The 23,640-nt window shown below is 58.9% G+C and carries 18 protein-coding genes and 3 pseudogenes; 14 read left to right on the top strand and 7 right to left on the bottom strand.

Annotated elements, in window-relative coordinates:
• Position 1 precedes the first annotated feature (1 nt).
• Positions 2-2,458 carry an aminodeoxychorismate synthase component I gene (gene pabB, locus CXR29_RS11050; RefSeq protein WP_241241676.1) on the top strand — a complete coding sequence of 819 codons (2,457 nt, stop codon included), beginning with the start codon at positions 2-4 and terminating at the stop codon, positions 2,456-2,458.
• Positions 2,458-3,270 (top strand): aminotransferase class IV, encoded by an 813-nt coding sequence (locus CXR29_RS11045; protein ID WP_164742810.1) that lies wholly within the window; start codon positions 2,458-2,460, stop codon positions 3,268-3,270. Before pabB ends, CXR29_RS11045 begins: the two co-directional genes overlap by 1 nt.
• A 68-nt stretch (positions 3,271-3,338) precedes the next feature.
• On the opposite strand, the gene CXR29_RS11040 is transcribed toward CXR29_RS11045, so the two are convergent.
• Complete coding sequence (locus CXR29_RS11040; RefSeq protein WP_127364543.1) at positions 3,339-3,707, bottom strand: hypothetical protein; 369 nt, start codon at positions 3,705-3,707, stop codon at positions 3,339-3,341.
• Positions 3,708-3,807: 100 nt separating this feature from the next.
• Between CXR29_RS11040 and CXR29_RS11035 the strand changes: the two are divergent.
• From CXR29_RS11035 to CXR29_RS18045, 4 genes and pseudogenes are all read left to right on the top strand, one after another.
• A pseudogene (locus tag CXR29_RS11035) lies at positions 3,808-4,542 on the top strand (MFS transporter); the annotation flags it as partial.
• A 1,296-nt stretch (positions 4,543-5,838) separates the two neighbouring features.
• Positions 5,839-6,855 (top strand): restriction endonuclease, encoded by a 1,017-nt coding sequence (locus tag CXR29_RS11030; RefSeq protein ID WP_164742809.1) that lies wholly within the window; start codon positions 5,839-5,841, stop codon positions 6,853-6,855.
• A 646-nt stretch (positions 6,856-7,501) separates the two neighbouring features.
• Positions 7,502-7,840, top strand: a pseudogene (locus CXR29_RS11025) (IS1634 family transposase); the annotation flags it as partial.
• 15 nt (positions 7,841-7,855) lie between these two features.
• Positions 7,856-8,240, top strand: a pseudogene (locus CXR29_RS18045) (IS1634 family transposase); the annotation flags it as partial.
• Positions 8,241-8,265: 25 nt separating this feature from the next.
• On the opposite strand, the gene CXR29_RS11020 reads toward CXR29_RS18045, so the two are convergent.
• A protein-coding gene (locus tag CXR29_RS11020; protein ID WP_370036584.1) for an IS3 family transposase occupies positions 8,266-9,506 on the bottom strand; the annotation gives its coding sequence in 2 pieces (ribosomal slippage) (positions 8,266-9,179 and positions 9,179-9,506; 1,242 coding nt in all).
• Between the two features lie 236 nt (positions 9,507-9,742).
• Here CXR29_RS11020 and CXR29_RS11015 point away from each other — a divergent pair.
• On the top strand, positions 9,743-11,023 hold the full coding sequence (locus CXR29_RS11015; RefSeq protein WP_127363753.1) for an ISL3 family transposase: 1,281 nt from the start codon (positions 9,743-9,745) through the stop codon (positions 11,021-11,023).
• Between the two features lie 253 nt (positions 11,024-11,276).
• Positions 11,277-12,344, top strand: coding sequence for a DUF4917 family protein (locus tag CXR29_RS11010; protein ID WP_127364539.1), 1,068 nt, complete (start codon positions 11,277-11,279; stop codon positions 12,342-12,344).
• Between the two features lie 39 nt (positions 12,345-12,383).
• On the opposite strand, the gene CXR29_RS11005 is transcribed toward CXR29_RS11010, so the two are convergent.
• Positions 12,384-13,112 carry an aspartate/glutamate racemase family protein gene (locus tag CXR29_RS11005; RefSeq protein ID WP_127364538.1) on the bottom strand — a complete coding sequence of 243 codons (729 nt, stop codon included), beginning with the start codon at positions 13,110-13,112 and terminating at the stop codon, positions 12,384-12,386.
• 110 nt (positions 13,113-13,222) lie between these two features.
• Here CXR29_RS11005 and CXR29_RS11000 point away from each other — a divergent pair, with 110 nt between their 5' ends.
• The 4 genes from CXR29_RS11000 (at position 13,223) to dctP (ending at position 17,777) form a co-directional block, all read left to right on the top strand.
• Positions 13,223-14,260: a LysR family transcriptional regulator gene (locus tag CXR29_RS11000; RefSeq protein WP_241241422.1), complete on the top strand. Its 1,038-nt coding sequence runs from the start codon at positions 13,223-13,225 to the stop codon at positions 14,258-14,260.
• Positions 14,260-14,757 (top strand): TRAP transporter small permease, encoded by a 498-nt coding sequence (locus tag CXR29_RS10995; protein WP_127364537.1) that lies wholly within the window; start codon positions 14,260-14,262, stop codon positions 14,755-14,757. Before CXR29_RS11000 ends, CXR29_RS10995 begins: the two co-directional genes overlap by 1 nt.
• Positions 14,754-16,358 (top strand): TRAP transporter large permease, encoded by a 1,605-nt coding sequence (locus CXR29_RS10990; protein ID WP_127364536.1) that lies wholly within the window; start codon positions 14,754-14,756, stop codon positions 16,356-16,358. The genes CXR29_RS10995 and CXR29_RS10990 overlap by 4 nt, the downstream gene beginning before the upstream one ends.
• A gap of 141 nt (positions 16,359-16,499) precedes the next feature.
• On the top strand, positions 16,500-17,777 hold the full coding sequence (gene dctP, locus CXR29_RS10985) for a TRAP transporter substrate-binding protein DctP (RefSeq protein ID WP_127364535.1): 1,278 nt from the start codon (positions 16,500-16,502) through the stop codon (positions 17,775-17,777).
• A gap of 195 nt (positions 17,778-17,972) precedes the next feature.
• On the opposite strand, the gene CXR29_RS10980 is transcribed toward dctP, so the two are convergent.
• Genes CXR29_RS10980 through CXR29_RS10965 form a run of 4 tightly spaced genes read right to left on the bottom strand, consistent with a single transcriptional unit; the run spans position 17,973 to position 20,504 of the window.
• Positions 17,973-18,626 carry a hypothetical protein gene (locus CXR29_RS10980; protein ID WP_101553755.1) on the bottom strand — a complete coding sequence of 218 codons (654 nt, stop codon included), beginning with the start codon at positions 18,624-18,626 and terminating at the stop codon, positions 17,973-17,975.
• Positions 18,627-18,656: 30 nt separating this feature from the next.
• A complete protein-coding gene (locus CXR29_RS10975; protein WP_127364534.1) occupies positions 18,657-19,082 on the bottom strand; it encodes a type II toxin-antitoxin system VapC family toxin in 426 nt (141 codons plus the stop codon).
• On the bottom strand, positions 19,079-19,378 hold the full coding sequence (locus tag CXR29_RS10970; protein WP_205683410.1) for a FitA-like ribbon-helix-helix domain-containing protein: 300 nt from the start codon (positions 19,376-19,378) through the stop codon (positions 19,079-19,081). The genes CXR29_RS10975 and CXR29_RS10970 overlap by 4 nt, the downstream gene beginning before the upstream one ends.
• Before the next feature lie 34 nt (positions 19,379-19,412).
• Positions 19,413-20,504: an IS630 family transposase gene (locus CXR29_RS10965; protein WP_009881631.1), complete on the bottom strand. Its 1,092-nt coding sequence runs from the start codon at positions 20,502-20,504 to the stop codon at positions 19,413-19,415.
• Between the two features lie 122 nt (positions 20,505-20,626).
• Here CXR29_RS10965 and CXR29_RS10960 point away from each other — a divergent pair, with 122 nt between their 5' ends.
• The gene (locus CXR29_RS10960) at positions 20,627-22,660 is read left to right on the top strand and encodes an ABC1 kinase family protein (protein WP_241241421.1); all 2,034 of its coding nucleotides are present in this window, start codon (positions 20,627-20,629) and stop codon (positions 22,658-22,660) included.
• A gap of 5 nt (positions 22,661-22,665) precedes the next feature.
• Positions 22,666-23,562, top strand: coding sequence for a patatin-like phospholipase family protein (locus CXR29_RS10955; RefSeq protein WP_127364533.1), 897 nt, complete (start codon positions 22,666-22,668; stop codon positions 23,560-23,562).
• Positions 23,563-23,640 lie beyond the last annotated feature (78 nt).

Here is a 23,640-nt window from a genome sequence, read left to right as displayed (position 1 = left end):
GATGGTTCCGGACGGGCCGTCGGGAGCGACGCGGCCGCTGCGGACTTTGCTCATCGACAATGCCGATTCGTTCACGCTCAATCTTTTTCACCTCCTCGCCGAGGTGAACGAGTGCGGTCCGACGCTTGTGCCCAATGACTGGGCTGAGTTCGAGATGAGCGTGCTCGACGAATTCGACAATGTTGTCATCTCGCCTGGGCCAGGAACACCAGAAAGATCGGCAGACTTCGGCATTTGCGCCGAGGTGATCGAACATTCCCAGATCCCGGTACTCGGCGTGTGCCTCGGTCATCAGGGGATTGCTCACGTGCACGGGGGAGGCGTTGCCCACGCGCCGGAGCCTCGACACGGTCGAGTCTCAGCGATCAGCCACACCGAGACCGAACTGTTCGCCGGGATCCCCTCGCCGTTCTCAACGGTGCGGTATCACTCGCTCGCAGTGACCGACCTCCCTGCGAGTGTGGAGGCGAATGCGTGGTCCGAAGACGGAGTCATCCAGGCGCTGAGGCATCGGTCCCGACCGCAATGGGGAGTCCAGTTCCACCCGGAATCGATAGCGTCCGAGCAGGCACGGACTCTGCTGCGGAACTTCGCCGAGCTGACTGTGGCGTGGAACCGGCAGGGTCGACACAAGAATGACCTACCGGCTAGCGAAGATTGGGCTGGGAAGGACGTCGCCTCCGATGACGACGTCCCCGCGGGGACGTGGGCAGTACTTTATCCGTCCCAAGCGGCTACCGATCTTCTTAACTCTCGGCCCCATTACATTCTCGACACCAATGTGCTCGCTCGGACGATCTCCGACGAGCGGCTCTTCGCCGAGCTCTTCGGCGACGAATCTGAGTCCGTCTGGCTCGACGGAAATCTCCCGGGCAACAACTCCTCCCGGATCTCGATCATGGGTGCACCAACGGGGCCACTGAGCAGGGTGGCGACCGCCTCGGTGTCCGAAGGGACTGTCGAAGTTCGCTCGGCAAGTGGCGAATCATCGGGTCCAATCCAGGCGTCCGGATTCTTCGAATGGCTCGATGCCGAGCTCGCCAGCACGACTATTGCGGTGTCCGGCTCAGAGAAGAAAGCGTCCGGCCCCGAGACCGCATTTCCAGCCATTAACTCAGAGAGCAAGGAACTGCCGTTCGAGTTTCGACTCGGGTGGGTCGGTTACCTCGGCTATGAGCTCAAGGCCGAGGTCGGCTCGCCGAATCTGCACGATTCCGACCTGCCTGACGCCGTCATGATGTTCCTCGATCGCGCATTGGTCATCGACCACGACACCAATAGCATTCACCTTCTGGCACTGCGTCATGACGACGACCCAACTGGCCACGCAGCAAACCAGGACTGGTTTGACCACACACGCGCACGGATCGCATCGGTCCCCGCCGAGGAAGTCAGTGGTACTGACCAACGGCGGGCCACCTCGTCGAAGGCAGACACCTCAACCCCAGCGGAACGTCGCAATCCAATCCTCGTGGCACGGCACAGTCGGCGCGAATACCTCGACCTCATCGATCAAGTGCAAGAGAAGATCACCGATGGCGAGACCTACGAAGTCTGCCTGACGAACATGCTCGAAGGCACCACCGACCCGCACGAGTCACCACTGGAGATGTACCTGCGACTGCGGGAGGACAACCCGACGCCGTTCGGGGCGTTCATCCGCACGCGCGAGGCGGCGATTCTCAGCACCTCACCTGAGCGGTTTCTGCGCATCGCTGCCGACGGTCGGGTGGAGTCGAAGCCGATCAAGGGCACTCGGCCCAGGGGAGCGAACCCGGCAGAGGATGAGGCGATCAAGGCTGAGCTGGCCGCCTCGGTGAAGGATCGGTCGGAGAATCTCATGATCGTCGATCTCGTCCGGCACGACCTCGGGCGCACGGCCGAGCTGGGATCGGTGCAGGTGGACACGTTGTTCGGGATCGTGTCGTATGCGACGGTGCATCAGATGGTCTCGACGGTCAGTGCACGCTTGGCCGAGGATGCCAGTCCGGTGGCGTGTGCGCGGGCGGCGTTCCCGCCGGGGTCGATGACCGGGGCGCCGAAGCTGCGGACGATGGCGATCATCGATGAGCTCGAGGCCGGAGCGCGTGGGGTGTACAGCGGCGCGGTCGGGTACTTCTCGCTCGGCGGTGCCGTCGACCTCAGCGTCGTCATTCGCACGCTCGTCGTCTGCGGCGAGGAGCTGCGGTACGGCGTCGGCGGGGCGATCGTCGCGCTCTCCGATTCGGAGGAGGAATATGCGGAGACCGTGGTGAAGGCGGCTCCTGTGTTGAGGTTACTCGGTGGGGCGGAGTTCCCCGCCGAGGATGCCGATCATGCCCTTGATCCGTCCGAACTGAGGACACGTACCCATTCGACTGAGCAGATTGGCGATGTTGACTTCCACACCATGATTCCCGCCGAGGAGGTCGGACCGGCGGATTCGGCTGTGGCCGAATATTCGGGAGGGATCGAATGATGAGCGTGTGGCTGTGGAATCAACAGGATCGCCGTTTCGAGCCACCGGCGGCTGATCTCAACGCCTGGTCGTTGATCGCTGCCGATTCGTGGTTCTTTGAAAACGGGCGGGTACGAGCGTTCGATCGCCATCGGGCACGGTTCGGTGATGCGGCTGCTCAGGTGGGGATGGGTCATGCGATCACCGACGATTTCTGGGCGGCAGTGATCGAGAAGACCCCGGCGACGGGGGAGTGGTTCCCGCGCGTGGATGTCCTTGAACCGGCTGTGGGCGTCGAGCCTGTGATGGCCCTCCGACTCAGACCGGCTCCGGAGAGGACTCGCGAGCTCCGGGTGTGCGTCCCTTCATTTCCTGATCCGCGCACGATTCCTGGCCGCAAGGGACCGGATATCGGTCTGCTCGGTCGGCTGGTGGTGCAGGCGCGTGCCGACCATGACTGTTCTGAGGTGGTGTTGCTCAGCGACGACGGTTTCGTCATTGAAGGCGCGACGACGAGTCTGCTGTGGTGGGATGACGAGGCTCTGTGTGCACCGGTGCCTGAGTTGGGAGCGTTGCCGGGAGTGACCTCGGCGATGATTCTGGACAAGGCTCGCTCGCGGTCGATTCCGGTCGAATTTCGGCGGGTGCTTCCCGAAGAGCTCGTCGGTCATGACGTGTGGTTGGTCAATGCGCTGCACGGGATCCGACGAGTGAGAGAGTTCGTCGACGCACGTAGTGGAACCCGGAATGTTTCGCCGCTCGGCGAAGAATCAGAGCGATTCATTCAATGGCGTTTGTGGTTGGAATCAGCTCGTCGGCCGCTGCGCAGTTAAGTGGTCGCGAGGGCACTCGGTGGGGCCGAGACGGAGCGAAACAGATGTGACTCAGATCTGACGACGTCTTAGAAGAGAATTACTACCGCACCAACGGCAAGAACTCCTGAGGCTATGCAGATCCCGAGAGAGATGAGTGCGATCCACCGCCAGCTGAGCGTGCTGAACCGACCGAGAAGAGACGTCGCGATCGCTCCGGCAATGAACCAGAATATGGTGACCGGCAGGGCAGAGAAGAAGCCAGCGAATTGGATCGAATCGCGTGGTGTGAGGGTGCAGCCGAAGCCCAGTCCGCTGCACTGCCCCTCCGGGAGTGAGCCTGGTGCCAGCAACCACGCAATGATGAGTCCGAAGACCCCGACCAGCCACGCGACAGTGATGACCATGAACGCACGACTGGCGGTGCGGCGTGCCTTCGCTCGCTGTGGAGTCGACATGCAGCGACTCTACCCTGGCTGCTTCCGCGACGGCGGTCCGCGCTGACCTCGGTAGTGTGTCGCTGCTTTCGCCACATACTTCGTCGGATTCCTTGCACGCCCAATCGGGGCGGCGATCTTCGGTCACTGGGGAGACCGGAGCGGCCGCAAAGTTTTGCTCATCGTCACCCTGCTGATGATGGGGATCTCCACCGCCCTCATCGGAATTCTGCCGGGATCGGCAACGTGGGGAGACGTAGCGGCGATCATCCTCATTCTGCTCCGGGTGGTTCAGGGCATCGCGGTCGGTGGTGAATGGAGCGGTTCCGTCCTGCCGTCCATGGATTGGGGCGACCAGAAACGCCGTGGTCTTATGGGCAGCTGGCCTCAGCTCGGGGTGGCCATCGGCCTGATCCTCTCGACCGGTTTGAAGTCGTTGTTCAACGGCATCTTCGGAAAGGATGCGTTCATCTCTTGGGGATTCCGCATTTCGTTCCTCCTCAGCCTGGTGCTGGTGGCTATGGGCCTCTACATCCGGCTGAAGATCATGGAGACGCCGCAGTTCTCGAAGGTGGTCGCGGAACACACCACGACGACCGCGCCGCTCATGCAGGTCATCCGCCAGTCCCCGATGGAGATCATCCTCTCCGCGCTCTTGCGGATGTCAGAGCAGATGCCGTTCTACGTGGTTACGGCGTTCGTGCTCTCCTACATGACCAGCGGATCAAATGGGCATGATTACACGTACAACTTCGTGTTGATCGGGACTCTTATCGCGGCGGGCGTGGAGTCCATCCTGGTCCCGTTGTTCGGTCTGTTCTCGGACACGATCGGGCGGAAGAAGATTTATGCCTGAGGCGCCGCGATTATGGGTGTGTGAGGCTTTGTCTACTTCGCACTCCTCGACAGCGGTCACCTGGTTGGCGTTCGTCGCCCTGTGCATCGGCCTCGTTCCTCATGCAATGCAGCACGGGCCACAGGCATCGATCATCGAAGGGTCGTTCCCGACCAGCCTCCGGCATACGAGTGCTGGGCTGGGCTACCAGCTCTCCTTGATCATCGCCGGTGGTCCCGCAGCTCTGATTGCAACCCGGCTGATCTACCAGTTCGGAACCGGATAAGCCGTTTCTGTCTACATCCTCATCTTGGCGGTCATCATGTTGGTTGCGCTCAAGTTTCTCAAATACCGTTAGCGCAGTGACATTACCGATGATCGGACGTATGGGTGATGCGATGAGGCAGTTGCCTTGGCCGACAACACCGCATTGTGAGCAGCGGATGTAACCCTTACAGGGCTCAGCCTCTGGCACCTATCGCCCAATACCATTGGAAATATGAGTGAGGTAACGAGCAAAGCCGATGACGTAAGCAGATCGACTTCTGAAGCCATGGCAGCCGGGAATCGAGATCTCGTGTAGCGGGATTCCGACTTGGCCGAGAGAGTGATCTGCCCCTCCAGCAAATGCTGTGCGCCTCCAGCTTGAGGCACGTATTCAACTGTGCACGAAGAGGAGGGGCGGCACCAAAATATATAGCCACTTAGTTCTCCGCTGAAAAAAATCAATTGGCAAATCATATGTAGACAATTGATAATTATTGTTTGGTTGTTTCGTCATGCTTCAATTGATGGGCGGTTGGGCCGCTGATGTTTAACGTTTAAACTCACCGGTGTATGGCTTGGTGCAAGACAAAAATGTTTTTCACCCAACCTTAAAAATATGTGGTCGTGGCGCCCGGGCTGCAAAGTTCACTGAAGTGCCAATCTGTGGGCTGGCGGCAAGTCCAATTTGGCACCCACTCGGAGCGGGCGAATTGAGATGGCATATACTTAACGACTATGGGTAGATTACGCGATTGGCTTAACGGATGGTCAGGTAGCGGGAGAATTGATAGCCCCCCTGTGCAAGGTGCGCCAGCGCTGCCGAAGTCAGAAGCGGTCGACCCGGAACGGCTAGCGCGACAGACTAACCCCACTTCGACGGAGATTCCCGTATTTCCCTGGGACCGAACCAATCGTGAGTTGATAGACGCTTATCCAATTGGGTGGGAGGTTGAGCAGGTTCGTGATTCTTCAAGTCTCATACGCAAGAAGCGAACTATCAGGGCCGCAAGAGAGATGGGGAGGCGGCTTCCACTCTGGAGAGCAGATCCCTTGGCGGCCGCACTATACCTGCATCCTGTAGACAGAGTCGGTGGTTATGTAGATAACGATGAACTGCGCAGGAAAGTTCAAGCGCAAAGGATTGCTCATGAAACCGGAGGCGGACACGTCCGCGATCTCGTCCTTGCGGAGGGATTCTTCGCTGGTCCAAAATATGAAAGAAAGTTTACACCAACGGGCTCATCCGAGACCTATGAAGTGATTGGAGAGGCAGGAAAGAACGGAATGGGGATTGGCGTATTCTCCCCTTTCGTGAGTGAGCTAAGCGCTAAGCGTCAGATATCGCTAGTGTGTTTTATGAGAATATCAGAACGAGAATTGTATTCTAGACAGCATGGGTTGTTTCCGGATACATCTCTAGCCGAGTCTTTGTTTATATCGTCTCAAATGTTCTTTGCCCTCAATAAAACTCGGCACCGTTTCCCGGTGAATGTCGACGAAAATGAACTTGACCAATTTTGGTTTGATAAGCGCGCAACTCACGGTTTTGTTCCTTTCGAGAAAGGTGACGAAGATGCCTTTGCTCATGATCGGATGAACGAATTCTTAGAAAATACATTCCCGGGCGTAGAAAGGTCTAGTAGGTCTGAATTTTTACGCTCGATGCGTAGTAGGGTTTGTTTACCTGAATTGCGACTGATTAAAACCCCACGGGAGGCCGAGCTGTACGCTGCTGATTTTATGGTTGGGACTGGATTTACAAATGTGCATGTTACGGCCGTAGGACCCGATGGTGGCATAGATGTGTATTCCGACGAAGCGGTCGCGCAAGTCAAGTTCGAGGGCAAGCCATCCTCTAGGCAGCAACTGCAGCAATTGTCAGGGGTCGCGGCGCACGAGGATAAGTTTGCTTTATTCTTTTCTGTGTCCGGGTACACATTCCAGGCAGTCGAGTGGGCGACTCGGACTCAAATGGCGCTATTTGAGTTTGCTAGCGACGGGTCCATCGAAGCCCGCTCGGATATCGCTAATGATATTCTCAAATATGGTGCTTTGTTCTTAGATTGATTTGGAAGATGAGTTTAGAACTTCTTTTCTGTAGCTGTTGATTATTGGATAGCAAGCGCGTAAATTCACAAGTAGGTTATCGACGGGTTAGTATTACGCTAGATTATCGCCATTGAGGTGGCAATTTCGGAAAAGCTGATTGACGTAATGGTCATTCCTGAGACAGTGTTTATGTTTGATTGTTTGTTAACATTTAATTTCGCACAATTGGTTGGCAAATCGTCACAATCTTAACCGAGCGAATTGTGAGAGTGAAGGGGATCGGACACGAATAATATTGAGTTCTGGCGAACGTGATTTATCATCATGGATCTTAAATCATGACCCCTTGCGGATTGCGTGCTCTGACTGGGGTTCCGCGTGCGCTACCAAGTTCGTGCCTAAAAGTGCTGATATTAGCGGGTACATCCGGTGAGTATCACCACCACCCGAAGACTCCCCACAGGATGAACGGACCGACAACCACCGAAGCCAGACCGAAGATAAGAAGCTACTTGAATAGTTGGGGGCGCACTTCTTCCTTTGCAGATCCGACTTGTGTTGGGTCACTTGCACAGCTTCGGTTACCTCGGGAAGTTCTGACCAGGAGTGATGGTGCCGTTTAGTGCCAGGTCAAGCAACTGATTCGGGTCGGTAGAATCGGAGAATGGCCCGTATCAAACGAATTCGCACCAAAACGGGTGCCACTGCTGTCCAGATCGCTGAGTCAGTCGGTGGGCGTCGGCGCATCGTCCGCCACGTCGGCTCTGTCCACGACGAAGCTGAACTCGGTCTGCTCATCGCCCAAGCCGAAGAGTTCCTCGCTGATGACCGGCAGGCAACACTCGACCTGGGCCCGACCCCGACCGTGGCGCATTCGCGCATAAGTTCCGATCCGTCACCGCCGCGACTGGTCATAGAGTAGGCAGCACAGCAACGCCCGGGCAGGGTGCCACGCGCTCGCGTCATCAAGTCAGCAGCGAGCCTGCATTACGAGGCGTTAGCTGACTGATGTCTATACACCAGCCTCCTCGACGCCGATCGAATCTTGACCGCTCTCGGACGCACAGCTGCCAGTGATTCCACGAGGTAGTGGACCCTGCGCAAAGCTCACACGAATGCATTCCGTGATCTCATCGCTACCGCGTATTTCACCTACGCAACCGCCAACGAAGAAGTCTCTCCTCCTCCATGACACGACGAGATTGTATTTCGAGGTCGAGAAGGAAGACGATCTGCGAAAGGTCGAGTATTCGAAAGAACGACGCGTCGACCCACAGATCGTCGTCGGTCTCCGCATCGACCGGTCCCGGTTCCCGTTCCAGATCGGCTGCTACGAGGGCAATAAGGCAGAAAAGGTGACGATCATCCCGGGCGTGAAGGCCTTCCAAGGGCGTGAACCCCTGGAAGTGGACACATCAATGTGTACTATCAGGCGGCAATGTCCATCATAAATGTGTAATCGACCTCGAAGTCAACCGGTGCTCGATAACCCAGACTCGAATGTCTCCGCCTCGAGTTGTATCGAACCAACCACCGAAACACCTCACGACGACACTCGAGGTCCGAGACCCACCGCTTCGCTCCTTGCAGCGTCTCCCGCTTCAACGCCGCGTTGACCGACTCCGCCAGGGCATTATCAGCACTCGACCCGACCCTGCCCATCGACTGGACCACCCCGAACCGACGACACATCGCCTGAAACGACGAGGACGTATATTGACGACCATGGTCGCTGTGAAAAATCGCACCTTCCAGTGTTTCTCTGTTGTTTACTGCATTCTGTAACGCATCCTCGACGAGACTGGACCGCATGTGATCGGCGATCGACCAGCCCACGATCCGCCGCGAATACAAGTCGATGACCGTGGCCAAATACAAGAACTTCCCCTCATCGCCATAGGGTAAGTAGGTGATGTCGCCGACGTAGGTCGTGCCCAACTCAGCGGCCGAGAAGTCCCTGCCGACCAGGTCGGCAAACACCTGAGCATCTGGGTCCGAGATCGTCGTAGTCTTCGGCTTACGCAAGTGGATACCGACCATGCCGTTGTTCCGCATCAGGCGGGCAACCCGCTTACGGTTGACCGGCTCGTCCACGTGCGGGTCATCGGCGAGTTCGGCCGTGATCCGTCGGTACCCGTACGTGTGGTCCCAGAATTCGAAGTGGTGCTCAATCCGCTCGCACAGAGCATCATCAGCAGCCTGCCTGGCCGCCCGTGCCGGCCGGGAGGCACACCACTTATAAAAGCTTGAGCGCTGGATACCCAGCACGGAACACATCCGCTTCACCTCATGGGTGTTTCGGTGGTCGTCAACGAACTGGAAACGGATCACCAGGTCGTCTCTGCCGCGAAATATTTCGTGGCTTTCCGCAGGATCGCTCGCTCTTCTTCCAGCCGCTCCACATCCGACCGCAGAGACCGCTTATCGGCCCGCAACGAATCGTTCTCGACCCGCAGGCGAGCAAGCTCCTCCTCGGGTGTCTCGGGCCGATCAGGCGAGCTCGTGGACACCTTGCCAGCTTCCTTCCGCGCTTGGAACACCCACGACTTGATCGCGCCACGGGAGATGCCAAGATCGGCCGCGACTTGGGAATAAGACATATCGGGATGAGTCTCGTACAGCGCGACGGCGTCGGCTTTGAACTCATCGGAGTACTTCTTCTTTGGCATGGTTTCTACTCGCATTCTCCGGCCCATTATGGGCCAGACTCAGCGTGTCCACCACTCAGGGTTCATCCCCCACAAGATCGTCACCAGTTATCGGACATGGTCGTCGTTGCTGATGCGGGAATGAGGCTCTTCATAGATAGGGCGGTGGGGAAGAGTTGAATCCGGCGTCGATGACAACGGGACCCTGGGTGCAATGATGTAGGTGTTCAAGACTCCATCACGACCCAAGGTCCCTCGTGTACGACTTTACCCCGCCCTGCCTCGATACCACACTCTCCCTGCCGGAACTCGGACTCACCGCGATCGGGCAACACCACACTGGTCGGCATCTGACCGTGCTGTGCCTGATCACCGACAACGACAGGTCCTGCCCTGTCTGCCGTCAACGCGGACTCGTCCGGGCCACCAGGATCCGCAAACTCGTTCATCCCCCGATCGGCCTGACCGCGGTGACCTTGGCTATTCGCATCCGCACCTACACCTGCCCTTCCTGCCACCAGCGCTGGTCCCAAACACCCCAGCGAGCCTGCGCCGGCAGATCGAAACTCTCGACGACAGCACGCTTGTGGGCATTGAAGTCCGTGGTCATCGACAAGATGAGCATCCACGTCATCGCTAAGAACCTCTCCACCTCCTGGAACACTGTGTGCACGGCTGTACTCGACCTCGGCCGATCTCTGCTCATCGCTGATGCCACCCGGTTCGAGGGTGTATCCACAATCGGTGTCGATGAGCACTGCTGGTCCCACCGCGGCATCGACAGGTGGGTGACTGTCATCGTCGACCTCACCCACCGGCCAGCACGCCTGCTCGACATCGCCCCCGGCCGCTCCGCCGACGTCTTCGCCGACTGGTTGAACAACCAGCCCGATGCTTTCCGTGACGGCATCGAGCATGTCGCTATGGATGCCTTCGCCGGCTATAAGAAAGCTGCCACTGACGTAGTGCCTGATGCCACCACGGTCATGGACCCCTTCCACGTTGTCGCCCTCGTCGGCACGAAGCTCGATGAGACGAGGAGGCGGCTACAAACAGAGCTGCACGGTCGCAGGGGACGGTCGGGTGATGACCTGTACGGGATCCGCAAAACGGTTCGCACCCGCGTCGGTTTGCTTACCGGCAAGCAGAAGCACCGCCTCAACTCGGTCTTCGCCGCCGACAATCATGCTGCCCTGTTGGTGTGTTGGCAGTTCTATCAAGACACGATCGCCGCCTATGCTGCCCCACCGAGCAAAGGTAAGAAGCTCATGAACCGACTCATCGACACCCTGACAGGAACGATTCCTGATGAGCTCAAAGAACTCCGGAGCCTGAGGACAACCTTCCAACGTCGTCGGGCCGATATCCTGGCCTACTTCGATCATCCTGGAACCTCGAACGGGCCAACCGAAGCGATCAACGGCAGACTCGAACATCTGCGCGGTATCGCACTGGGGTTCCGCAACCGGGGCAACTACCTGATCCGTTCTCTGCTCCACGCTGGAGGACTGGGACCTCTTCTACAGCCCTATTTATGAAGAGCCCGATCACGGCCCTGCCACCAGCACTAAGTGAGGTCCAGGCTGGACTCCTCGACGCGTTATAACCACAGTGATCAAGGCATTAACGCATTTAACCTAACACAGGAGAGAAAATTCCTATAAAGGGTATGCCGCTTGATTCTTTTAATGATTTCCGTCCAAGTCGGAGCCAACAAAACTGAAGTGAAGAACAACGAGCATGGTATGCTGGCGTGAGAAGTATGCATGTGTAGTATAAAGGGGTGACGTGATGAGTATTATTGACTATGATCGAGCGATGCGATGGGTGCAGGATGCGCCTGGCGGATCTGGCCCGCACTTGTTGCTGGGGAACGGATTTAGCATGGCATACAATGCAAAGCAGTTCTCATATGGGGCGCTCAAGTCTCGGGCTAGCGAACGCAGCGAAATCGGGGAGATAGCAGAGGGTGTTTTTCGCCGAAATGATACTAGTGACTTCGAGAGTGTAATTAAAGAGTTGGAATCGACAGCGAGCGTCCTTGAGGTGGTTAACTCAGACTCAAATGGGGGTTTGATTGATCAGTTATTAGCTGAAGCGCAAGCTCTAAAAGAGACGCTGGCTCGGGCGATTGTTGATCTCCATCCGGACGTACATTATGAAATCGAAGAATCCGCATCGGATCGTGTTAGCAATTTCCTCGACAATTTTAAGAGGATATACACGACAAACTATGACATCCTGCTGTATTGGGTGTTGATGCGAAACTTGGACTTTGAAGATAATTCAGAGTATCGCCGAGATGACGGTTTTAGAGGCGCGATGCCTGAAGATCCCTTTGTGGTATGGGACAATCTAAATTCTTCCCGGAATCAAACTGTCTATTATCTTCATGGGGCCTTGCATCTCTTTATGAACGAGGCTCGTGGTGAGCTTCAGAAGGTTACATGGATTCGTACAAGCGAGCTTCTTCTAGATCAAATTCGTGGCCGACTAGAGGAGAATTCATTTCCGCTTATTATTACCGAAGGGACCGCGGAGAATAAACGTTCAAGAATTATGCAGAGTGACTATCTGGGCACTACATTGAGGTCATTTGCAAATATAGGTGGGGGATTGCTGGTCTACGGGCTTGCGTTTAGCGAGAGTGATGATCACTTGAAAGACGCGATCGTGAATTCGAATATTCAGCACTTGGCCGTGTCGGTATTTGGTGACCCAGATAGTGAGAATAATATAATTTTGCGGAACTCTGTAAACAAAATGGTTCTCAGGCGGCAGGCGTTGATCGAGTCGAGAAAGAGGAGGTCTCCATTGGCAGCGAAGTTTTTCCATGCGGAATCTGTTGATTTATGGTGATTTCATTGTAGATGGCATTTAATGTAGTTGGGCTGCAGATTATGGAGCGGAGTTGATGGCGACTCGGGCGGCGTTCTTTCGGGCCACCATCCACTCGACGATCGCGGCGACATGTGCATCGACGGAGTCGATGGCAGGCAGGGGAGCGGTCTCCGGGGGAACCAGGAGTCCGATCTCCGTGCACGACAGTGTCACGGCCTCGGCGCCGCGAGCCTTGAGATCGTTCATGATTTCGATGTACCGAGCGCGTGATGATTCTGTGAAGACTCCCTGAGTGAGCTCGTCCCAGATGATCTGATCGACCTCAAGGCAGGCGGCCTCATCGGGTACGAGAGTCTTGATGCCCTGCGCCTCAAGTCGGCCCGTGTAGAAATCCTCGAGCATCGTCCATCGGGTGCCCAGAACGGCCAGCGTCGAATAGCCCTGGCGCTTCGCCATTGTCGCGATCGAATCGACCATGTGAATGAGAGGCGCATCGACTTGCGCCTCGATCGCTGGAGCGCACTTGTGCATGAGATTCGTGGCAATTGCAACGGCCTCGGCGCCGCCATCGACCAAACGCTGCGCCGTCGAGACGAGCGATGCATCACTGCCTGCCCAATCGTTGGCCTCCTGCAGCTCCCGGATATCAGCGAAGTCGCACGAGTCGAGCAGGATCTTCGCGGAACGATGACCGCCGAGCTGCTTGGCCACGGCATCATTGATCTTCGTGTAGTACTCGATGCTCGAATGCCAGCTCATTCCACCCAGCAGACCGATCCTGCGCATACTCCAACTCCTCAACTCGGCAATGACTTCAACGCGACCACTTCCAGTGTGGTGCGCATCATCTGCCTTCGGTAGGCCCAGTTCTCTCTCCTGTGGCATAAGCTGGACTTATGGCTAATGTCTTCGCGCAGGCTCTCGACCTCGGCGAGCCCAAACGCCTCCTGATCTTCGGCGCCATCGCCGAATCCGGCAGCATCGGTGCCGCAGCCCGCGAACTCGGTTGGTCCCAACCAGCACTGTCCCAACACATGAATGCGCTCGAGAAAGACCTCAACGTCACCCTCTTCGACCGCACACCCCGCGGCATTCGGCTGACCACCGCCGGCCAACTCGCCCGCATCCGCTCAGGCGAAGTAGCCGCCTCGGTGACGGGACTGCGCAGCGACCTCGCCAAAGCCTTCGGCCTCGGTGGACGCAATGTCCGGCTGGCCGGGTTCCCCAGCTTCGTCATCGGCCCCCTGGCTGCAGCCCTCGGTCGACTCGAAGCGAACGCCGGCAGTGGAACAGACTCGCCACTGCACCACTCCTACGAAGTGTCCGAGGCCGAACCACCCGAAGCGCTGCGCCTGCTCGACGATGGCGCCATCGACATCGCGTTCCTCTTCCACCACGAAGACGAAACACCACCCGAACTGCCCGGACACACCACCGTCGACCTCGGGGCCGACCACCTCGACCTCCTCGTCCCCGAACGCTGGAACCGAGCCGGCCAGATCCAACACCTCACCGACGTCGCCGACCTGCCCTGGATCATGGGCTGTGTGCGCTGCCGGTCCACCGCCGAACGCCTCTGCCGGCACGCCGGATTCGAGCCCCGCACTCGCCACATCACCGACAACCCCGGAGCCATCCAATCACTTGTCTCCAACGGACTCGGTGTCGCACTGCTGCCTCGCAGCGCCCGCCGCTACTCCCAAATCGCGGGCATCGACCCCATCGCCCTGGAAGAAGCCGGCACCCGTCGAGTCTCCGCGCTGATCCCCGACGGGCTGGCGGACGCCTCCGAGGTTGTCGACCTGATCGATGCATTGCGAGCTACCGACGTGACCGGCGGCGGTGCGACAGACGTCGAAACCGGCACCCAAGCAAAAGCAGCAGCGACCGGAACTACCGCCACCACCTCGACCGACGGCTACAGTGACTCCTGATGTGCACGTTCACTAAAGTCCTCGATAGGTGGCTGACGGTCACCACGGCCGCGGCGATCATCGTGATGATGCTCCACATCGTCACCCACGCCCTGGCCCGGTCGATCTTCCATGCCCCGATCTACGGCACCAACGAGATCGTCGAATACTGGTACCTGCCCATCGTCGCGCTGCTCGGCATCCCCGCCGCCCAGCTGCAGAAGGAACACATCACCGTGACCATGGCCATCGAGAGGGCGAAACCCGCGACCGCCGCGGTGTTCACGGTTTTCGCCTGCATCCTCGGGGCGCTCGTGTCGATCGCCTTCGCCTGGTTCGGACTGGGTAAGGCGCTGCAGAACACGGCCATCGGATCAACCGCCGACGTCTCCGATGTCATCACCTGGCCCGTGTACTACCTCGTGCCCATCGTGTTCGTGCTCCTTGCCGTGCTCTACATCCTCGACGCCGTCGCGATCCTCCGCCGCCGGCGCACTGAAACAGGGGAGGAGCAGTGAACGCGAACACCGACTACACCGGCGCACCTCTGCCTCCGGAAGGCGCGAACAGCGCGAACTTCACCGGTACCCAGCCCCCGACCACCACATCACTCTTCCCCACCGGCTCCCGCCGCGAACGCCCCGGCGTCCTCGCTCTGACTATCGGGTTCGGACTCGTCGTCGTCTGCCTCGCCGGCCTCTTCACCAGCCCAAGTGCCGCTATCGGGGGAGCCTGGTGCATCGGGATGATGCTTGTGCTCCTCTTCTTGTCAGTCCCGGTGGCCGTTGCACTCTCGGTGCCGTCGATCATCGGCGTCTACGCCGTGTCCGGCATCCCGGCGACGATGAACATTCTCTCCACCGCCCCGTTCAGTGCCGTTTCGGACTGGTCGATGAGCGTGCTCCCCATGTTCATCTTCATGGGCATTCTGCTCACCCAATCGGGGCTGTCCGGCAAGGTCTACCGCGTCGCTGACCACTGGTTTAGCTGGCTGCCCGGAGGAATCGGCATCGGCACCACCTTCGCCGGAGCAGGACTGTCCGCCGTCACCGGTTCGACCATCGGCATGACCTACGCCCTCGGCCGAGCCGGCATCCCCGAAATGCTCAAAGCCGGCTACGACCGCCGCATGGCCGTCGGCACGATCATGGTCTCCGGCATGACCGGCAACCTCATCCCGCCCTCGATCCTCATGGTCGTCTACGCCGGCATCGCCTCCGTGCCCGTCGGCCCCGCACTCATGGCCGGAGCCGTCCCCGGAATCCTGCTCGCCGTGTGCTTCGCCGCCTTCATCTTCGCCATCGGCGTCATCGCCCCGAAACTCGTCGGCCGCAGCCAGAGCGCCCAGAATCCAACGAACACCACGGACAGCCCAGGCAACACCACCCGCCCCGCGACGACCTGGCGCGACCGTATTATTTCCCTGACCGGCGTCTGGGGCTTCGCGGTCATCCTCGTCGTTCTCTTCGGGGGCATGTTCTCCGGCATCTTCACCCCCACCGAGGCCGGAGCCGCCGCTGCACTCTGCTCACTGCTCCTCTGTCTGTGGGAAAAACGAGGGGAGCACCCGTGGCGCAAGGTTGCGGATTCTGCCATGGATACGGTGGCGGCCACCTCGGCGATCTTCTTCATCATGATCGGCGCGACCATGCTCACCAGCCTGCTCGCCATCACCGGACTCGCGCCCATCCTCACCGGCCTCATCACGGACCTCGGACTGTCGCGGATCGGATTCCTGCTCGTCCTCATCGTCCTCTACATCGTCATGGGCATGTTCTTCGACACCCTGTCGATGATGCTGCTGACCATCCCGATCCTCCTGCCCACCCTCGAGACGATGGGCGTGAGCCCGCTGTGGTTCGGGGTCTTCGTCGTCCTCCTCGGCGAGTTCGCCATGGTCACCCCGCCGGTCGGCATCATCCCCTACATCGTCCACTCGATCGCGAAGAACTCCGAGGTCAACCTCGGTGCCACGGTCACGCTGCGCGACATCTTCATCTCTCTGCTGTGGTTCCTGCCCGTCGGTGTCATCTTCCTCATCCTCATGGTCGCCGTGCCCGGAATGACCGAATGGCTGCCCGACCTCATCAGCCGCACGAGCGGGGGAATGCCCGGATAATCCTCGCCGAGGTGGCCCTGCCCACCCGTGCACTGTGTCGTTCGGGTGGCTGCCGCAGGGTGTGAGCGGACTCATGGTTAGGGTGACCTCATTCAGGCATATGATTGGAGGGAATTCTCAGCCTTCGTTCAAAGGAGTCCCATGAAGCGCATCCGCACGGCAGTACGCCCCGCCAAGGCCATTGCGGCGGTCGCATCGCTGGCACTGTTGGCCGGATGCGCAGGATCCGTCGGCGGTGAGGGATCAGGTTCGGGCGACTCCGCGGGGAAGGGCTTCGCCTATGAGGCTTCCCAGGATGAAATCGATGCGGCTCTGGCCGACCTTGACCCGGTGACGATCAAGTTCCAGCCGTCGTCGATGTCGGAGAAATCGATCCTCGCACCGAACGGCCTCGACGTGAAGAAGGCCATCGAGGAGCGATCGGGCGGCAAGATCACCGTCGACATCGTCTGGGGTCAGGCGATCGCCAGCTACGCCGACGTCGATGATGCCCTGGCCGATGGGCGCGTCGACCTCGCCTTCACTCTGCCCTCATACACCCCGGCCGAGTACCCGGCCTTCGACGCGATCGGCACAGCCATGTCGACGTTGCCGTCCTCACCGGTGGCCAGTGATTTGGCGGCGAACGCGGCCGGTGTGCAGGCCGCGTGGGAGACGCCGGAGGTGCTTGAGGAGTTCGAGGAGAAGAACCTCGTCCCGCTCATTCCGATGCTCGCCGCGGGCGGCTACTCGACGATGTGCTCGAAGTCGATGACCTCGCTTGATGATTGGAAAGGCAAGCAGGTACGCGTCGGTTCGGCTGCCGCGGGTAAGCAGGTGACGGATCTGGGTGCGACTCCGGTGTCGCTGTCGTTCCCGGAGACCTATGAGGCGCTGCAGCGCGGAACCGTTGACTGTGATCTTGGGCAGCTGGCACCGAACGTCGAGGCTGGCACCTTCGAGGTGGCCCCGAACATCGGTGTGGCATCGGACGCGGGCATTGCTCGTTCGGCCGGTGCGATCACGGCAGGCAAGAAGTATTCGGACCTGCCGGTGGCTTACCAGCAGGTCATCTTCGACTCGATGTCGACGACGTTTAGCACGATGATGGAGATCGTCATCGGAGCGAAGGCGCAGGCCGTTGAGCAGGCGAAGGACAACGACGGCAAGGTTGAGCCGTTCGATGATGCCGTGCAGAAGCAGATGGCGACGTACGCGAAAACTCTGTCGGACAAGACCTCGGAGAAGGCTTCGATTCCGGATGCGCCGAAGACGCTGGGCACCGCTGGAACCGAATGGGCAAAGTCCGTGTCCGAGCTCGGTTACGATGACAAGGGTGGCTTCGCCTCACTCGACGAGTGGTACCCGGAGGACGCCTCGTACGACAAGCTCGGCGATGAGCTGTTCGAGAAGGTCATGGCCGAGCACCGGCCGGAGTGATCCGGGACGCTAGTTGCTGTCATTTCGATGAGAATCTCGGTTGGGCTGGAGTTTATTGAACTCTCGGCTCAAATTCCGAGCGGTTCAATCTTTCAATACTCCAGCTATTAGAATCGTACAGACAGTTTGAAAGGCTCAAGCTGTTCGCAAGCTGAAGCTGATTACTGTGCGAGGAGTCCTCGCTGAAAAGTGACTCTATTCGTTTAGGTACCAGGCCGTGGTCTCCAGAGTATCCACGCCAATAAAGTTCCTCAGTAATCGATCCTTCCTTCTTGGCAAAATTACATATTTATTGTCATTTTTGTCGTGCTTGACTAGGTGTTTAACTGTTTTTACGCTACCGTATTTGAGTTTCGAGTATATTAGCCCGCGAATCTGATCGCGTACCGTCGACGCGTGCATCAAAAACGTAACGGTGGCTATGCACGCGATAAGTAGGATGGCGGCAGAGATCAGAGTGGTTGCCGTTTGCGACCAGTTCCAGATCGCGCCGAGCGCAATTGCGCCAGCGACTAGAGCAAACGTAGCTGCGAGAACCGTGAGGGCGACCGCGAAAGATGGCAGCAGTCCTGAAGGGAGCAGTATCCGCGGTAGCCTCTGCTTAAGCATGTTTCTCGCGCTTAAATTAAGTAACGTGACAACTTCTGAAAGATCGGAGTCTTCGTTGCCATTGGCATTACGGCTAGACTCGGCCATTTCGCTTAACTTGATTTGAGCTTCTAATTCGGAGACAAGAGAGGAGAGTTTTTCTTCGTGTCTGGTTGGCTTGAAGTAGTCGAGCCCTTTTGACACGAGTACTGAAAAAGCACTGGACCCTAATATGGCTAATAGTATTGTGCTGAAGCTCATTGTCCTCCTATCGTGATGCTCCCGAGCTGATCAGTTTGACTGCCCCGTCCACGGATTCACTAGCCGGACTCCAGCAAGCGCTTCGAAATGTTTGGTGTTTCGCGTTGCGACAGTCATCTGATGCGCAACTGCGATTGAAGCAATGAGGGCATCATCGAGAGGCGCATGCTCGGGTACGCGGAATGAGTCCAGTGCGCGGGCGGCAGGCAGATCGAAAGGGAGAATGCGTCCCGCGAATCCGGGGAGGAGCATTTCCTCGAACCACATTCGCAAGATCTTGCCTTGCTGCGAATCTGTGCGTTCTTTCGCCGTCACACCACGTTCGATCTCGGAAATGCTCAGGGCCGATACAAACTGGGCTTGCGCGGGCACCGAACTCGACCAGGATTCGACCTCCGGATTTCGACCGCGCACTCGCAGAGCCGACAGGACGTTCGTATCGAGAAGGAAGTTCATAGCTCTGCGCTGCGGGCTTTCAGACCGAGGCGTTTCGGCTCGAACTCGAAGTGCGTGTCCGTAGGCATTGAGATGAGATCAACGAGTGTCGGCTCCTCTGCCGCAATGCCGACCGCAAGGGCTTCCCTGGCTTCTGCCTCGATGCTCGAATGATGTGCAGCCGCCCGTCTTCGCAGTATGGCTTTGGTGCCCTCCGGCAGATTGCGAATCAAAATCTGTTCCACGACGCCTCCTCCTGATATCAACTCAATGATATCGTTTACAGTGCTTGGTGAGAAGAGGTTCTTCCAATCCACCGCAAACTCTCAATCGCACACACTCCCTGATCAACTAGTGTCCTGCGCCGGTAGTTCGTTGCATTAGTCGTGAGAGAGATTCCAGTATCTCTTCCGCGGTTTTCGTCCACACGAATGGTTGCGGGTCCTCGTTCCACGCCTTAACCCACTCGCGAAGGTCTTTCTCCAGGGCTTGCACGCTTCGGTGGTCACTGCGCTGGAGGAGTTCGCGGGTGACTTCAGCGAAGAGCCTCTCGACCTGGTTGATCCACGACGAATACGTGGGCGTGAAATGAATATGGAACCGCTCATGCTTGCCCAGCCAGTTCCGCACCAACGGGTGTTTGTGCGTGCCGTAGTTGTCACACACGACGTGGATGTCGAGGTGGTCTGGAACGTGTTTGTCGATCTTGGTTAAGAACTTTTTGAACTCGATCGCGCGGTGCTTGCGGTGTGTCGAGGCGATCACGGTTCCATCGGCGACATTCAGCGCTGCGAAGAGACTCGTCGTGCCGTGGCGGGCGTAATCGTGGGTACGTTTCTCCGGCATGCCCGGCATCATCGGAAACGCCGGCTGGGACCGAGACAGCGCTTGGACCTGGGACTTCTCATCGACGCTGAGCACGACAGCGGACTCGGGTGGATTGAGGTAAAGGCCGACGATGTCGTAGACCTTTTCCACGAAGAGAGGGTCGTTGGAGAGTTTGAACCCATCGGCGCGGTGGGGTTTGAGTTCGAAGGCCTTCCAGATCCGTCCGATCGTCGATTTCGATAGTCCGCTGCGTTCGGCCATCTGCGCCCGTGACCAGTGGGTGGCGTTTTTCGGTGTCTGTTCCAGGGTTGAGGTGATGACGTCCTCGACCTGCTCGGCCGTGATCGTGGCGGGTCTACCTGGGCGTGGTTCGTCGACGAGACCATCGAGTCGGTCGGCAATGAATCGGTTCCGCCATTTGGCCACAGTCGCGGGCGTGCAGCCGAGGCTGGTGGCGACTTCCTTGTTTGATCGTTCCTGCCCGCAGCCGAGGATGATTCGTGAGCGCAGAGCAAGGGCTTGTGAGGACTTGCGCCGACGGGACCAGCGAGTCAACGTCTGGTGTTCTTCATCGGTGAGGATCAGTTCAGCTTTCGGACGACCGGTGCGAGGCATACTCCATTCTACAACTTCTTACACGAATTTACGGCGCAGGACACTAGGCTGGTGACGGCGCCAGACCACAGCGTGCCGGCCACGGCAATCCACGCCCCACGGGGTCGCAGGACCACAGACGAGTGAAAGGTGACAAGCGGGTGACGATCCTCTACACCATCGGACTGGGCGTCCTCAGCGCGCTCATCGTCGGATTCCTCGTCCGGCGGATGATGCTCACCGGCACAGGAGCCGCGCGCAACACCATCGTCTCCCTCATCATGGGCCTCTCCATCTGGCCCATCACCCTCCAGGCCTACAAGCTGCTCGGCATCTCCGAATCCGACCAATACCCGAACCTGTCGATGAGCTTCCCCGCCATCATGGTCTTCCTGTTGCTCTTCGCCTGGTTCATCGTCATCCAGATGTTCGTCCTCCTGGCAATCGAACTCATCATGCCGTCGGGCACCCTGAGCTCACTCATCCGCAACGCGCCGAAGATCCCCACCTGGTACCGCCGCGTCAACCGACTGGCCCAGATCCAGAAGATCCTCATCAAATTCGGCCTCTCCCGCTACCTTCGACCCCGAATCCCCACTCTGCGCGTCTCTCTCCGAGAGATCGCAGCCACCACCCGTGATGCCCTGGCCGCCTCGGGGGTCACGTTCATCAAGCTCGGCCAGTTCATCGCCACCCGCGGTGACATGATCCCGCACGAATTCGTCGAGGAGTTCTCAACCCTCCAAGCCGGGGTCAAGCCCGTTCCGTTCGCAGAGGTGAAAGATCAGCTTGAAGCCAGATGGGGCCGACCCGTCGCCGAGGTGTTCGCCGAGTTCGATGAGAAACCGTTCGCCGGTGCCTCCGTCGCTCAGGTCCACCGAGCCGTGACCTGGGAAGGCCGCGTGGTCGCGGTCAAGGTGCAACGGCCGAAGATCCGCAAACAGGTCCGAGCCGACTGCGATATCGTCCTCACCCTGGCCGACCGTCTCGATCGCACCACCGATTGGGCGAAGAAGATCGGCATCGCGAAGCTCGCCCGCAGCTTCGTCGATTCCTTGCAGGGCGAGCTCGACTACCGCGGCGAGCTCGCCCAGATCGAGGCTCTCCGTCTCGCCGACGAGACCGGCCGGTCGACGACGAAGACCGAGTCTGTCGTCCATATTCCGCACGTGTACAAGGAGCTGTCCGGCGAGTTCGTCATCGTCATGGACCTCGTCGAAGGTGTCCCGCTGTCCCACGGCGACGAGGTGGTCGACCAGCTTTCCGACATCGCGCGCAGAGAGATCGCCCAGGACCTCTTCCTCATGGTCGTCCGCCAGGTGCTCGGAAAGGGCATCTTCCACGCCGACCTCCACCCCGGAAACATCGTCGTCTCAAGCGCCGGCCGTGCCGGCCTCGTCGACTTCGGCGCCGTCGGCCGCATCGACAAACGCGACCGCCGAGCCATCGCACTGCTGCTCATGGCCTTCGACTCGCAAAACTCGCAGGCCGCGACCGCGGCCATCCTCGAACTGCTCGGCACACCGAGCGAGGTGAACCTGCGGGAGCTGCAGCGTGAAATCGGGCAGATCATGCTCAAGTATGGCGATGGCGCCCCTGGCTCGACCTCAGCTGCGTTGTTCGGTGAGCTCATCGACTTCGTGGTCGATTTCGGTTTCCCGATGCCGGCTTCAGTTGCGACGGCGTTCCGTGCCATCAGCACCCTCGAAGGGTCAATCACTCGCCTCGTGCCGGAGCTCAACCTGCTGGCGCTCGTGACTCAGCACGGCAAGACACTGCTGCGTGAGGTCGGGGGACTGGGAGTCGACCGACACGAGATGACGCTCTACGCGGCAGCGACCGCGCCCCAGATCGCCGAGCTGCCCGGGCAGATCTCGCGCATCGCCGGTCACCTGCAGGACGGCACGCTCGACGTCGGCACGAGCGGGCTGAACATTGCGACGATCAAGAATCTGCTGGTCTCCACGGTTGAACAGTTCATTCAGGTCATCGTCTCAACTGCACTCATCCTCGGCGGGGTGATCCTTATGGCCGCTGACTTCGGGCCTGCCCTGGCCCCTGAGCTCAAACTCTTCACGTACTTCGGCGCCTGGATGTTACTTGCTGGTAGTGTGATTGCGGCGTTGGTTCTTGCACCAGCGCTCAGGCAGAGGATGACGTGGGAAGGGCTCGGGTAGGCCAAATGACGGAGCCAGTGGAGACGACGAGAATCAGCGATACCGCACTCATCTTCGAAGGCGGTGGAATGCGAGCATCGCTCACCAGCGCCATGGCCGTCACCCTACTCAAAGCGGGCCTGTCATTTGACTGGGTCGCCGGTATCAGCGCCGGAGCATCCACAGCAGTGAACTACCTGTCCGGAGATGCCTGGAGGATACGCAGGTCATTCGTTGAGTTCGCGGCGGAAGAGGAGTTCGGCGGATGGCGGTACTTCGCTCGTGGGAAAGGTATGTTCCATGGCGAGTACATCTACCAACGTGCTGGTGCACCCGACGAGGCGTTGCCGTTCGACTGGGACACCTACGAGGCAAGCGCCGGCGACATGCGCATCATTGCGTTCGACGCCGAGACCGGCGACGAGGCGGTGTGGTCGAAGAAGGACACTCCGAATATCGACGATCTGATGATCCGTGTCCAGGCGTCATCGACGATGCCGATTGTCATGCCGCCTGTGCACCTCGATGGGCACGTCTACGTCGATGGCGCCATGGGGGAGGACGGCGGCATCGCGTTGAGTCAGGCTCAGCGCGAGGGCTTCGAGAAGTTCGTCATTGTTCTCACGCAAGAACGTGTCTACCAGAAAGTGCCGCAGCGATTCCCTGCAGTCTTTCGCGGCATCTTCAGAAAGTATCCGGCCCTGGCTGAGGCACTGCTGACTAGGTGGAAGCGCTATAACGAGACCCGTGAACGCATCTTCGAGCTCGAAGCGGAGGGCAAAGCGCATGTCTTCGCGCCCGAACGCATGCCGGTCGACAACAGCACTCGCGATCTCTCGCGGCTTGCTGCCGCCCATCGGATGGGACTGTCGCAGGCTCGGCGAGAGCTGTCGGCGGTAACGGAGTTCGTTGGCTTGAAGTAGGCCGGCAACGGCCGCACGGGAAAGGCTCGCACGGTTCCTCACCTGCTCACACTCTGACAAAACAATCAGGCAGAACGC

Origin of the sequence: Brevibacterium linens, from assembly GCF_003999335.1 — a bacterium.
GTDB classification, from domain to species: Bacteria; Actinomycetota; Actinomycetes; order Actinomycetales; family Brevibacteriaceae; genus Brevibacterium; species Brevibacterium linens.
Note: the sequence above shows the minus strand (reverse complement) of the source record. Positions and strands in the feature narration are given on the sequence as shown.

Excerpts from the sequence above, each read along its gene's own strand:
- CXR29_RS11045 (WP_164742810.1), top strand. The coding sequence starts at position 2,458 with ATGAGCGTGTGGCTGTGGAATCAACAGGATCGCCGTTTCGAGCCACCG.
- CXR29_RS10995 (WP_127364537.1), top strand. The coding sequence starts at position 14,260 with ATGTGCACGTTCACTAAAGTCCTCGATAGGTGGCTGACGGTCACCACG.
- dctP (WP_127364535.1), top strand. The coding sequence starts at position 16,500 with ATGAAGCGCATCCGCACGGCAGTACGCCCCGCCAAGGCCATTGCGGCG.
- CXR29_RS11005 (WP_127364538.1), bottom strand. The coding sequence starts at position 13,112 with ATGCGCAGGATCGGTCTGCTGGGTGGAATGAGCTGGCATTCGAGCATC.
- CXR29_RS10955 (WP_127364533.1), top strand. The coding sequence starts at position 22,666 with ATGACGGAGCCAGTGGAGACGACGAGAATCAGCGATACCGCACTCATC.
- CXR29_RS11000 (WP_241241422.1), top strand. The coding sequence starts at position 13,223 with ATGGCTAATGTCTTCGCGCAGGCTCTCGACCTCGGCGAGCCCAAACGC.
- CXR29_RS10975 (WP_127364534.1), bottom strand. The coding sequence starts at position 19,082 with ATGAACTTCCTTCTCGATACGAACGTCCTGTCGGCTCTGCGAGTGCGC.
- CXR29_RS10965 (WP_009881631.1), bottom strand. The coding sequence starts at position 20,504 with ATGCCTCGCACCGGTCGTCCGAAAGCTGAACTGATCCTCACCGATGAA.
- CXR29_RS11010 (WP_127364539.1), top strand. The coding sequence starts at position 11,277 with ATGAGTATTATTGACTATGATCGAGCGATGCGATGGGTGCAGGATGCG.
- CXR29_RS11040 (WP_127364543.1), bottom strand. The coding sequence starts at position 3,707 with ATGTCGACTCCACAGCGAGCGAAGGCACGCCGCACCGCCAGTCGTGCG.
- pabB (WP_241241676.1), top strand. The coding sequence starts at position 2 with ATGGTTCCGGACGGGCCGTCGGGAGCGACGCGGCCGCTGCGGACTTTG.
- CXR29_RS10980 (WP_101553755.1), bottom strand. The coding sequence starts at position 18,626 with ATGAGCTTCAGCACAATACTATTAGCCATATTAGGGTCCAGTGCTTTT.